Source organism: Nocardia tenerifensis NBRC 101015, from assembly GCF_000308715.1.
Classification (GTDB): Bacteria; Actinomycetota; Actinomycetes; order Mycobacteriales; family Mycobacteriaceae; genus Nocardia; species Nocardia tenerifensis.
This window is the reverse complement of the sequence record NZ_BAGH01000549.1, coordinates 1-11,082: the sequence shown is the minus strand read 5'-3', so window position 1 is coordinate 11,082 and position 11,082 is coordinate 1. Positions and strand designations below refer to the sequence as shown.

At 68.2% G+C, this 11,082-nt stretch carries 11 protein-coding genes and 1 pseudogene; 5 read left to right on the top strand and 7 right to left on the bottom strand.

The genetic code is table 11. The features are described 5' to 3' along the window. Together ON39_RS36150 and ON39_RS36145 are read left to right on the top strand one after the other, a co-directional pair. Positions 1 to 384 (top strand): annotated as a pseudogene (locus ON39_RS36150) (MFS transporter); the annotation flags it as partial. Between the two features lie 207 nt (positions 385 to 591). Then, entirely contained in the window at positions 592 to 1,542 is a 951-nt protein-coding gene (locus ON39_RS36145) for an alpha/beta hydrolase (RefSeq protein ID WP_040740885.1), read from the top strand. A gap of 25 nt (positions 1,543 to 1,567) precedes the next feature. On the opposite strand, the gene ON39_RS36140 is transcribed toward ON39_RS36145, so the two are convergent. Then, positions 1,568 to 1,882 carry a hypothetical protein gene (locus tag ON39_RS36140; RefSeq protein WP_040740884.1) on the bottom strand — a complete coding sequence of 105 codons (315 nt, stop codon included), beginning with the start codon at positions 1,880 to 1,882 and terminating at the stop codon, positions 1,568 to 1,570. 28 nt (positions 1,883 to 1,910) lie between these two features. Next, a complete protein-coding gene (locus ON39_RS36135; RefSeq protein WP_040740883.1) occupies positions 1,911 to 4,316 on the bottom strand; it encodes a WXG100-like domain-containing protein in 2,406 nt (801 codons plus the stop codon). A gap of 360 nt (positions 4,317 to 4,676) precedes the next feature. On the opposite strand from ON39_RS36135, the gene ON39_RS36130 reads away from it, so the two are divergent. Then, the gene (locus tag ON39_RS36130) at positions 4,677 to 5,456 is read left to right on the top strand and encodes a class I SAM-dependent methyltransferase (protein WP_040740882.1); all 780 of its coding nucleotides are present in this window, start codon (positions 4,677 to 4,679) and stop codon (positions 5,454 to 5,456) included. 3 nt (positions 5,457 to 5,459) lie between these two features. On the opposite strand, the gene ON39_RS36125 is transcribed toward ON39_RS36130, so the two are convergent. Then, the gene (locus ON39_RS36125; protein ID WP_246002696.1) at positions 5,460 to 5,999 is read right to left on the bottom strand and encodes a cupin domain-containing protein; all 540 of its coding nucleotides are present in this window, start codon (positions 5,997 to 5,999) and stop codon (positions 5,460 to 5,462) included. A 98-nt stretch (positions 6,000 to 6,097) separates the two neighbouring features. On the opposite strand from ON39_RS36125, the gene ON39_RS36120 reads away from it, so the two are divergent. Then, positions 6,098 to 6,658, top strand: a complete 561-nt coding sequence (locus ON39_RS36120; protein WP_040740881.1) for a TetR/AcrR family transcriptional regulator — start codon at positions 6,098 to 6,100, stop codon at positions 6,656 to 6,658. 116 nt (positions 6,659 to 6,774) lie between these two features. Here the strand turns inward: ON39_RS36120 and ON39_RS36115 are convergent, their stop codons facing one another. The 3 genes from ON39_RS36115 to ON39_RS36105 form a co-directional block, all read right to left on the bottom strand. Next, entirely contained in the window at positions 6,775 to 7,659 is an 885-nt protein-coding gene (locus ON39_RS36115) for a helix-turn-helix transcriptional regulator (protein WP_040740880.1), read from the bottom strand. An 82-nt stretch (positions 7,660 to 7,741) separates the two neighbouring features. Next, the gene (locus ON39_RS36110) at positions 7,742 to 8,548 is read right to left on the bottom strand and encodes an SDR family oxidoreductase (RefSeq protein ID WP_040740879.1); all 807 of its coding nucleotides are present in this window, start codon (positions 8,546 to 8,548) and stop codon (positions 7,742 to 7,744) included. Between the two features lie 150 nt (positions 8,549 to 8,698). Next, positions 8,699 to 9,277, bottom strand: a complete 579-nt coding sequence (locus ON39_RS36105; RefSeq protein ID WP_040740887.1) for a dihydrofolate reductase family protein — start codon at positions 9,275 to 9,277, stop codon at positions 8,699 to 8,701. 291 nt (positions 9,278 to 9,568) lie between these two features. Here ON39_RS36105 and ON39_RS36100 point away from each other — a divergent pair, with 291 nt between their 5' ends. Then, positions 9,569 to 10,276: a phytanoyl-CoA dioxygenase family protein gene (locus ON39_RS36100; protein WP_157195579.1), complete on the top strand. Its 708-nt coding sequence runs from the start codon at positions 9,569 to 9,571 to the stop codon at positions 10,274 to 10,276. A 32-nt stretch (positions 10,277 to 10,308) separates the two neighbouring features. On the opposite strand, the gene ON39_RS36095 is transcribed toward ON39_RS36100, so the two are convergent. Beyond that, on the bottom strand, positions 10,309 to 11,082 hold a 774-nt coding region (locus tag ON39_RS36095; protein WP_040740877.1), incomplete at its 5' end, for a P1 family peptidase.

Genomic DNA, 11,082 nt, shown 5'->3' with positions numbered 1-11,082 from the left:
ACGCCCACCGGGCAGGTGCTGCGCCGCTCGTCGCGGCCCGCCGACCGGCCCGCGCTGTTCGCGGCTCAGTTCTCGCTGTCGCACCTGGCGTGGCTGCTCACCTACCCCATCGCCGGATGGCTCACCGCCGCAGCGGGTTTCACCATCACCTGGCTCACGCTCGCGGTGCTGGCCGGCGTGGGAACCCTCGCGGCGCTGCGGACGTGGCCGCGGCGGGACCCCGAGCTGATCACCCATCTGCACGAGGTCGGCACCGTCGATCCGGAGTTGCTCGCCGACGCCGTCCGGGTGGACGACCGGTTCTACCGGCACACCCACGCCTACGTGATCGACGCCGACCACCGGCGCTGGCCGACCGAGAAGGAGTTGGCCGTCGCGGCTTGAAATCGCGCCGAAGGCGGGCACTCTCGAGTGCCCGCCTTCGGCGTTGCCGGGCCATTCGACGTGCGAGCAAGCGGTCGACGGCGCGGGACATTTCCGCCTCGAACATTCGGGCCGGATCGGCCGATTTGATAGCTGTTCGGTAACTATGCTGGTCACATTGCGTGTTCATGCGTCGCCGACGAACCGCTCGACGGTATAACCGAGCGAATGGCGGATTCGAGAGTTTCCACAGCACTGGTCAGCCTATTGGCGATCGCCTTCGCGGTCGCCGCCCCGTCGGTCCCGGCCGCGGTGGCCGTCGATGCGGTGCGGGTGGTCAGCGACACGCAGATCGACGGGAACCTGACGCGCATCGACGTCTACTCGGCGGCCATGGATCGCGTGATCACCAATCACGTGATCCGGGCCGCCAACCCGTCGGCGCCCACGCTCTACCTGCTCACCGGCATCGGCGGCGGCGAGGACGGCGTCTCCTGGTGGGACAGCACCGATATCCGGAGATTCTTCGCCGACAAGAACGTCAATGTGGTGCTGCCGATCGGCGGAGCCTTCAGCATGTACACCGACTGGATCGCCGACGATCCCATGATCGGCCGCGAGCGGTGGCAGACCTATCTCAGCCGCGAACTCCCGCCAGTCATCGACGCGCAGCTGAACACCAGCGGCCGCAACGCGATAGCGGGCGTGTCGATGAGCGCGGGATCCGCGGTCGACCTCGCGATCCAGGCGCCGGACCTGTACCAGGCCGTCGGGGCGTACAGCGGGTGCCCGTGGGCCGCGGACGTACTCGGGACGGCGTTGATCAGCTCCCAGGTGATCGGGGGCAGGGGTAATCCACTGAACATGTGGGGTGAGCCGGGTTCGCCCACGTGGCACGCGCACGACGCGTTCGCCAGGGCGGGTGCGCTCGCCGGAAAGGCCATCTACCTCTCGGCCGCGTCCGGGATACCGGGCGATATCGACAAGGGCGGCCTGCCGTCGCCGCCCGTGGAGGCGGCCGCCAGCCTCTGCACGACCGCCTTCGCCGCGCGGCTCAACGAACTCGGCGTGCCCGCCACCCACGTCGATCGCAAGACGGGCTCGCACACCTGGGGATTGTTCGAGACGGATCTGCGCAACTCGTGGTCGGTACTGGCGCGCGGCCTCGGCGCCGAGTAGGCCGATGGTGCACGGTGGTCGCCGCTCAGCGGTGGCCGTTGGTGTTGCCGTCCTCCATCGCGTCCATCTTGTCGGCGGCCTCGCGCTGGCCCCTGCCGTACTCGCCGAAGGTGGTGGCCATCTGGTCGACGGCGGCCAGTAGGTTGTCCCGGGCGACGACGTAGCCCTTGGTGCCCTGGGCGAACTTGTTGCCGAAACTGTCGTTGCCCCAAGGGGTTCCGTTGCCATTCACTGCGGCGCGCAGGGTGCCGAGGGTGCGGGTGATGCTGTCGTGGATGTGATCGCAGCCGCCGGCGGCGTGCCGGAGCTGGTTCGTGTCGACCTCTACGGTGCGTGCCATCTCGGAGGAGTCCCCTCTGTTCGTGCTGTCAACGGTTGTTCAGGGTGAAGGGCACGTCCACGCCGATGTGGGCCGTGCCCTCGTCCGGCGCGCCGGCCTCGTCGGATTGCTCCAGCACCCAGACCGAGGACTCCGGCGCGTCCGGGGCGTCGAACGCGCCCGGCAGCGGCGCCCAGTGCGGAAGGAGTTTCGGGCGGGTCTTGGCCTTCATGTCCTTGCCGGGGCCGAGGAAGGGTTCTGCCGGTGGGCGCGCTGGATTACCCTGGGTGCCCGGGGTATTCGAGCTTCCGCCGGAGCGGGTGGATCCGGTATCGCCCGGGGGCGGTTGGCTCGGTGCGTGGGAAGAGCCACCGCCGGAGCGGGTGGATCCGGTATCGCCCGGGGGCGGTTGGCTCGGTGTGTGGGAAGAGCCACCGCCGGAGGAGCCGTGGACGGACGAGCCGCTGACGGTGGAGCCCGGTGCGGGCGAGGCGACCGGCGCGCCTCCGGTCAAGACCGATCCGTGGCCGCCGGGCGGCCGCCAACCGCCGTCGACCGAGGACTGCCACGAGGTGGGCGGCACGAAGCCGTTCCGGTTCGAGCCCGATGAGCCTGCGTCACTGGTTGATCCGCGCACCGACGACTGGCTCCCGTGCGACTCCTGCGCGGTATGGAAGGAGGACTCGCGCGCGGTGTGAAACGACTGGCCCTGGCTGTCGAGCGTCCCGCGTCCGGTGTGGAAGGACCGTCCGTCGCTGGCGAGGGTGCCGTGGCTGCCGGTATCGCCTCGGCCGGTAGGTGTTCCATCTCCCGAGCGGGCCGCCGGAACGGGCTGGTGTGAACCCGAACCGTTCGCCGTTATCGGGGCCGTAGACGAATGCTGTGATCCGCCACCATTTTCGACTATTGACGGTGCTGGACTGGTTCCGCGCGAAGAACTTCCATTCGCGACAGCCGACGGTGCCGGACCGGTTCCATGCGAAGAACTTCCGTTGGTGACAACCGACGGTGCCGGACCGGTTCCGCGCGAAGAACCTCCATTCGCGACAACCGACGGTGCCGGACCGGTTCCGCGCGAAGAACCTCCATTCGCGACAACCGACGGTGCCGGACCGGTTCCATGCGAAGAACCTCCATTCGCGACAACCGACGGCGCGGGACTCGTTCCCCGCGAGGAGCTTCCATGGTTACTCCCCGATCCCTCGCCGGAGTTGTGCGAGGCGGTATGAACTGCCGAGCCGTCTCCCCCGCGCCCGCGCGAGCCACCGCCGCCGCCTTGGCTATTCGTCACCACCGAACGGCCGTGGCTCGACCCGCGATCCCCTTGCAGCGACTGCATCTCGATCGAGGAGCGGCCGGGCGATCGGGTCGAACCCGATCCTTGACTCGCCGCGTTGGACGGTGGTGTCCGGGGCGCACCTGGCCGGTGCATCCACAGCGGATACCGCACATCGGATCTGGAGATGGGTGTCGACTTCGCGAAAGCGCCGCGCGCACCGCCGACCAGCCCGCCGCGCGTGACGCTGCCGACCCAGCCCGCCGGTGACGCGAACGACGACCAATCCCCGGTCGCGGCGCCGACGGCCAGGTTCCCCGCCACCGAGCTGACCACACCCGCTCCGGCGCCGATGAACACGCCGCGCCCGGTGCGGCCCCACACATTGTTCAGTGCGTGCGCACCCCATTTGTCGATCCCGCGGCCCATATACCGCGCGAACTCACGAGACGGCAGGGTGCCTGCGGCCGAGGCGAGGATCGAGATGCCGAACTCCCTGCCGTCGAAGTGCCGCCGCTTCCCGTCCGCCATCTGGCCGAGCTGCACCGCCGCGTTCAAGCCCGCCGACGTGACCGCGCCCTCGGCGAACTTCACCCCGTAGACGCCCCAGCCCTTCGCCGTCGGCAGCACGAATCGCCCGCCCGCCAACGTCTTCCAGAAGTACCGCTTCTCCGCCGAGGCGCCGAGCTTGCGGGCCAGGTTCGTGATCAGCTTCTGCACCGTGTCCTCGAAGACCCGCAGGAACGACCGCGTGGTGGTGATGGCTGCGGCCTCCACGGCGGGGGCGGTCGGCGGGAACAGCCACGCCCACAGGATCTCCATGGCCAGCCAGCACAGCGAGACGATGATGGTGAGCTTGGTCGCCTGCAACTGCGTGCCCATGTCGAAGGCCGAGTCCGAGATCTGTTGCAGCAGTTGAGCCAGTGACTCGAGCGACTGGTCGCCGGTGCGCAGGCCGTCGAACAGCTTGCCCATCTCGTCGGCCGCCGCGCCCTGCGGGTAGGCCCGCACGGTATCAAGTTTCGCCCGGTCGATGTCCGGCAGCAGCGCCTGCAGCTCCTCGCTCGCGGTCTTCCAGGCCGCCGCGATCGCCCACATCTCGTCCTCGTCGCCGTCCGGCCACGTGGTCCCGGCGATCCAGCCGAGCCAGCGCAGCTCCTGCGGGAGGTCCAGACTCATTCGACTCGCTCCCGCTCATTGCCGACCACCGGCACCCGACCAGGTCAGCAAAGCCAGCAAACCTACAGTCCCACAACACTTTCCACTTCCTCGAGCCCCGCCCGCCGCGGCTGGAGGAAGCTCCGCAACCCACGATGCCGGATCTGGCCGCGCCGCCGCCAGCCCACCCGCCCCGAATCGCGATGAGTTCACTTACCGGTCACCGCCCCATTCCGACACCGGCTGCCGCAGTTCACCATTCACCCGCCACGGCCGATGCTTGCGCCGCGTTCGCGGGTTCGGGCGGTGAGCCGCGTGTCGCCTCCGCCGGCTTCGGGGAGATTCGCGGAATCTCCAGGCGGACACCGATAGGGTGACGCCATGGAGCGGGATGATCGGCCGGCGCATGCCTCGTCGTTCGGGGCGGCCGCGGTCGCGTATGCGGAGCATCGGCCGGATTACGCGGCCGGCGCGGTGCGGTGGGCGCTGGCGGGCGCGCCGGGTCCGCGGGTGCTCGATCTCGGGGCCGGAACCGGCAAGCTGACCGGCACTTTGGTGTCGCTGGGCATCGATGTCGTTGCGGTCGAGCCCGATTCGGCGATGCTGGCCGAGCTGCGGCGGGCACTGCCCGGGGTTCGCGCGCTGGCGGGGAACGCGGAGGCGATACCGCTGCCGGACGCGTCCGTCGACGCGGTGCTGGCGGGGAACGCGCTGCACTGGTTCGATATGGCCGTTGCGGGAGACGAGATCTCGCGGGTGCTCGCGCCCGGCGGGGTGCTCGCCGGGCTATGGAACGTGCTGGACGATCGGATCGATTGGGTCGCGGGACTCGCGCGGGTGGGCGAGGGCGTGGCCGTCGGACCGCGCGACACGCTCAGCAGGTGGCGCGCCGCGACCGCCGGCCTGCACCTTCCGCGCACCGACGCGCCCGCGCGGTTCGGCTCGCCGGAGCAGGCCGAGTTCCCGCACGCGCAGCGCCGCACCGCGGACTCCCTGGTCGCGACACTCGCCACGCGCGCAGGGGTATTGGTCATGCCGGAGCAGGAACGCGCCGGCACGCTCGGCCGGATCCGCGCTTACCTGGCGAGCAGGCCCGAGACCGCAGGCGGCGAGTTCACCCTCCCGATGCTGACCGGAGTACTGCGCGTCCGGCCGGTCTGAAATTCAGGCGCGGTCCGCGCCGATGGCGACGCCGACGATCGTGCAGGTCTCGGTGCCGTGGTTGCGCCAGGCGTGCCGGGTGCCGTTCTGCACGACCACGTCGCCCGCCCGCAACACGGTCAGCTCGCCGTCGTCCAACTCCAGCGTGACCTCGCCGGAGACGACGAGGACATAGTCGAGGCTGTCGGTGGTGTGCATTCCGCCGCCGTCGGGTTCCTGCACGGCCATCGCGCCCGGCATTCGCCGCTCCAACTCCGCCAGCGCCGAGGCGGTATCGAGGTCCGCGGGCGGGCGCGCGTCGCCCGGCGGAATCGTGTTGATCATGAAGCGTGACCCGTCGCGCGGCGGATACCACGCCTCGGCCCGGTGCGGCGAGCCGTCGTCGGGGAAGGTGGGCCGCTCGTCACGTCCCCACAGTCGATAGGCGGCGAAGCCGGGCAGCAGCGCGGTGGTGATGGGTTCGACCGCATCGTCGTCGACTATCCGCGCCTTGCCCGAAGCGTCGTGACCGGTGACCACCCGCCGAATGTGCTTGTGCTCCACGCGAATACCTTCCACACATTGTGGATACGGTGCCGTATCCATACGCAACCGTATCCGCACGGGTTCGATGCGTCAATACGGCGGCGTATCCTTTCTGCGTGGTGAACGAGACGACCCGGCTGTCCGCCCAGGATTGGGCGCGCGCCGCGCTGAAGGCGATGGCGGACGGCGGCCTGGCCGCGGTCGCGGTCGAACCGCTGGCCCGCACCCTCGGCGTGACCAAGGGCAGTTTCTACGCGCACTACCGCAACCGCGACGAACTGATCGAGGCCGCGCTGGCCGAGTGGGTGCGCACCCACGGCGAAGGCGGCCTCGCCGAGTTCGCCGCGATCGCCGACCCCGCCCGGCGGCTGCGCGAACTGCTGACGACAGTCGTGCGATCCGTTCAGCCCCTAGCACCGTCGGTGCACCTGAGCCTGCTCGGCGACCGCAACGATCCCCGAGTCGGCGCGGCCATCCGCGAAGTAAACCGCGCGCGACTCGAACTGATGACCCGCACCTACCGCGAACTCGGTCTGCCCCCGGCCCGCGCGGCCCACCGTGCCCGAATCGCCTACGCCGCCATCCTCGGCCTCCTACACCTAGCGCAAACCGACGAAGACCCACCCGGTTCCGCGGCACTATCCAACGAAGCCACCACCCTCTTCCTCCCGTCGTGACGAGGTCAACCGATCACTGACCGTGCCCTCCCGGCCTCGCCCGAACGCAGGCTCATCCCGATTGGTGCGTCAGTGCGGTCTCGGCTAACGCGCGGCGGCAGCGGGTCGTGGGGCAACTATCCGTTGGGTGCTTCGAGTTCGGTCGCCTGAGTCTCTTGGGTGGCTGCCCAGGATGCCAGGAGTGCTAGGTTGTCGGCGGTGGGGGTGTTTGGGGGTGCGGTGTAGATGTTGAGGTGGAGGCCGGGTTCGGCGGGGAGTTCCAGGGATTCGATGTCCAAGTCGAGTCGGCCGACGGTGGGGTGATGTAGGCGTTTGCGTCCGGAGCGGTGTAGGCGTACGTCTCGGGATGCCCATCGTTGTCGGAAAAGTTCGCTGCGGGTCGATAGTTCGCCGACGAGGGCGATCAGTGCCTCGTCGTGGGGATTGCGGCCGGCTTCCATGCGTAGTTTCGCGGCCACGTCACCGGCGATTCGGTCGTAGTCGACGAAGAAGTCTCTGGCCGCGTCGGGGGCTAGATAGACGAACCGGGCGGTGTTGGCGGGTCGTCGTGGGTCGGCGAGCATCGGTGAATACAGGGCGCGGGCGAGGTGGTTCGTGGCGAGCACGTCGTAGCGTCCGTTTCCGACCAAGGCCGGTGCATGGGAGATGGCGTCGAGTACCTGCTGCAGTGAGGAGCGGACCGTGGCTGCGGGCTTGCGCCGGCGTGGGTGGCTGGATTGGCGCGCGAGGTGGAACAGGTGGTCGCGTTCGGCTTCGTCGAGTCGCAGGGCCGAGGCCAACGCGTCGAGGACGCCGTCGGAGGCACCGGCGAGGCTGCCGCGTTCCATGCGCACGTAATAGTCGACCGACACGCCCGCAAGTAGCGCGACCTCCTCGCGGCGCAGGCCTCTGACCCGCCGGTTGCCGCCGTAGGCGGGCAGACCCGCCTGTTCGGGGGCGATGCGGGCGCGACGCGAGCGCAGGAACTCCTTGATCTCGGTGCGTAGATCCATCGTGGCCATACCCTCACCGTAAGCCCGTCCCGCGGGTCCGAGGGAGGCACTGTGAGTACCCCCGACGACTGCGCCCGCAAGAACGCGCCGCCTAAGGCGTACCTGTTGCGGTCGTCGCGATGCCGCCGTCGACCGGGATAATGGTGCCCGTGAGGTAGGCCCCGGCCCGGCTGGCGAGAAACACGGCGATACCCGCCATGTCGTCGTCGCGGCCGAGCCGGCGCAGCGGAGCCGCCGCCGCGATCGTGTCGCCGATGGCATCGAGCGTGGGCGCCATCATCCGCGAGGGGAACACACCCGGTGCTATCGCGTTCACCGTGACGTGCTGCGGGCCCAGTTCTCTGGCAAGCACTCTGGTGAGTTGATGGAGTGCGGCCTTGCTGCTGGCGTACGAGTAGTTGGGCGACTCGGCGACGTGGACGGCGGCGATACTGCCGATATTGATGACCCGGGCGGGATCATCGACGGTGCCCGCCTTGCGAAGTGCGGGGAGCAGCGCCTGCACCAGCCAGAACGGCGACTTGAGATTGAGGTCGAGCACCGTGTCCCACGCCTCGTCCGGGAACGTCGCCAGCGGCTCGCGCCACATCGCTCCCGCGTTGTTGACGAGGATGTCAAGACCTTCGGAGTCGCGCTCGACGAGATCGGCGAGGCGCTGACACTCCTCATGCCTGGACAGATCGGCGGGGATTGCCCGAACGTCCCCGAACTCGGACAGCAGATGCTGTGCTTGCGCGCACGCGTCCACATCGCGTGAGCTGATGACGACGCGGGCGCCCGCCTGAAGAAGGCCGCGCGCGATCATCATCCCGATGCCCTTGGTGCCGCCCGTGACAAGCGCGTACTTCCCATGCAGATCGAAAAGTTCTGTGTGAGTGCTGAATTGACTGTCCGCCATTGGTCTCCGTCCCTTCTGCCGTGGAAGAAAGCGCCGACACGGTTGTCGGCGCTTTCGACTCACCAAGGTTGACAGGCATTTTGGACGTCCGGGAGATCCTGCTGATACAGGTACTGCGAGAGCCCCCTTGCGTTTTCGTAACAGCAGCGATCAACTTCCGCTGCTCGCCCCCGGCGGCCCGTCGAGCACGGTGGGAACGTACTCGAACAACTGAAGCCGACCGTCGAACGTGCGAGTCTCGACCAGTTCGAGCGCGACATCGGGGTACCCGTCGAAGATGCGTTCCCGACCCGTGGCCCCGTTGATCACCGGAAAGACGACCACGCGGAAACGGTCGACCTCCCCGGCTCGCAGGAGCGAGCGACACAGGCTGAGACTACCGATGGTGCGCAACGGCCCGCGCCGCTTCAACTCCCGCACCGCCTCGATCGGATCCCCTTGTATCAGTTCGGTATTCGCCCAGGACAGCGGCCCCCGCAACGTAGATGAGAACACAACCTTCGGCCGCGCGGTCAGTGAGGCCATACCGGGCTCATCACCCATCTCCGCGACGAAACCGGACATCAACCGATACGTCCTCGCCCCCAGAAGCACCGTGTGCTCCTGCTCGGCATCCTCATCGAGCCACGCCAGATACTCCGGCCCGCCCATCCCCCACAGCCCCGGCCACCCCTCCGCGGACGCGAACCCGTCGAGCGAAATAATGAAGTCCACCATCAAATTCGACACAAAGCGCTCCTTCCCGGTGTTGTTTCCGCCGCATCCGATCACCTTCACCGGCTGCCCGCCACACGCGCTCACCATCCTCCGCCGACGCCACATCGAATGGAAGATTCCCCGGCGAGTCGAAAACCCGCGCGCACGGTGGCGTCCGTGCCGTACCGTGCGACGGTACGCCGCATCATCGAGAACACATCGAAACCCGTTGGACCACAACAGGTTATGCGACAATACCCGTGGGGATGTATGCAATCTCGTCGACGGGCCCTCGCCGTTGGAACCCGACAGAATGAGCGATACATGAACAGCACAGCCGAGTCGAGAGTGCCCGAACTAGGCTCGTCGGACGGATCCGACGACATTTACGAGGCGCTGCGGCGCTACGGCATAGTGAAATTGCCGGGACGATGCGCCTCCGCTGACCTGGCGGAAATCCGGGCCGAATGTTCGGGGGTCATCGAATCGCCACCGGCCGAGTCGGTGATTCTGGATTACGGAAGCGGTGCCGGATACCGACTGCTCCGAGCGCAACTGGCCGCCTCGCACAAGACGACCGCGAAGTTCTTCGGTCAGCGATGGATGCGCGACGTGACCGATCGGTTCTTCGGCCGCGACTACGCCTTCAACAACGATGTGATCATCGTTTACGACAAGGTGGATACCGAGCACTTCGCTCGAGCGCCGCATTACGACAAGACGCCGAACCTCAAGTTCTTCCTCTATCTCTCGGACGTGACGGAGGAGACCGGTCCGTTCACCTGTTTCCCCGGAACTCAAACCTTCGGGAAACAGGCACAGGTCGCGAATCGAGAGCGCAAGCGAATACCGGAGCCGAGCGAGACCCGGCTACTACCCCCGGAACTGGTCGAGCACCCCGTTCCGATCATCGGACCAGCGGGCACGCTCCTGGTCATCGACGGCGACATCATCCATCGCGGCGCGCCGATCCGGCGAGGGCATCGGCTGGCTGTTCGGAGTCGGTCTTATCTGTCCGCATACGCTCCGTGACGGCCGAGCGCTCGGCGAGGAAGGTGCCGGGATCAGCGAAACCCGTTGGCGAGTAAGGCCTTCAGCTTGTCGTGGGGTAGGGCGGGCGAGTGGTGGCCGTCTCGTCCGGTCATGGGGGTGTTCACGATGAGGGCGTTGAGGACGGACTCCTCTACCGCTGCTACGACGGCCGCGTACAGGGGGTCCATGCGGTTCCACGGGAGGCGGGTGGTGGTGACGAGATCGTCGGGGGTGGGATCGCCGTGGGGGAAGCCGGTGTCGGAGGCGCGGTCGGCGGCGGTGGAGAAGGCGAGAAAGAGGTCACCGGAGAAGAGGCTCCCGGTGGTGCCGGTGCGGGCCAGGCCGAACGGGACGCGCCGGGCCATGGCGATGCACTGGAGCGGGTCGAGGGGCGCGTCGGTCGCGACGACGACGATGACCGAGCCGGCGCCGCCCGGCGCGGCGGGGATGCGCGCGGGCGCGGTGCCCCAGTCGGTGGTCTCCATCGGATTCTCGACCGCGAGCCGATCGCCGACGCGATGCCCGCGAATCGTGAGTTCGTGCCGGGAGCCGAAATTGGCCTGAACGAACACGCCGACGGTGTAGGTGTGCGGCCCGAACTCGACCAGTCGCGACGCGGTGCCACTCCCCCCTTTGAAGGCGTAGCAGTTCATTCCGGTGCCGCCGCCGACGGAGCCCTCGTCGAGCGGCCCGCCGCGGGCCGAATCCAGCGCGGCCACAACGATTTCCGGCGTGACGTGCCCGCCGTTGATGTCGTTGAGGTATCCGTCCCACGTCTCGGCGCAGACCGGCAGCAGCCACTCCCT

Bases quoted from the DNA above. Each gene is read 5' to 3' on its own strand.
- ON39_RS36130 (WP_040740882.1), top strand. From the start codon at position 4,677: ATGGAGCGGGATGATCGGCCGGCGCATGCCTCGTCGTTCGGGGCGGCC.
- ON39_RS36115 (WP_040740880.1), bottom strand. From the start codon at position 7,659: ATGGCCACGATGGATCTACGCACCGAGATCAAGGAGTTCCTGCGCTCG.
- ON39_RS36145 (WP_040740885.1), top strand. From the start codon at position 592: ATGGCGGATTCGAGAGTTTCCACAGCACTGGTCAGCCTATTGGCGATC.
- ON39_RS36110 (WP_040740879.1), bottom strand. From the start codon at position 8,548: ATGGCGGACAGTCAATTCAGCACTCACACAGAACTTTTCGATCTGCAT.
- ON39_RS36100 (WP_157195579.1), top strand. From the start codon at position 9,569: ATGAACAGCACAGCCGAGTCGAGAGTGCCCGAACTAGGCTCGTCGGAC.
- ON39_RS36140 (WP_040740884.1), bottom strand. From the start codon at position 1,882: ATGGCACGCACCGTAGAGGTCGACACGAACCAGCTCCGGCACGCCGCC.
- ON39_RS36135 (WP_040740883.1), bottom strand. From the start codon at position 4,316: ATGAGTCTGGACCTCCCGCAGGAGCTGCGCTGGCTCGGCTGGATCGCC.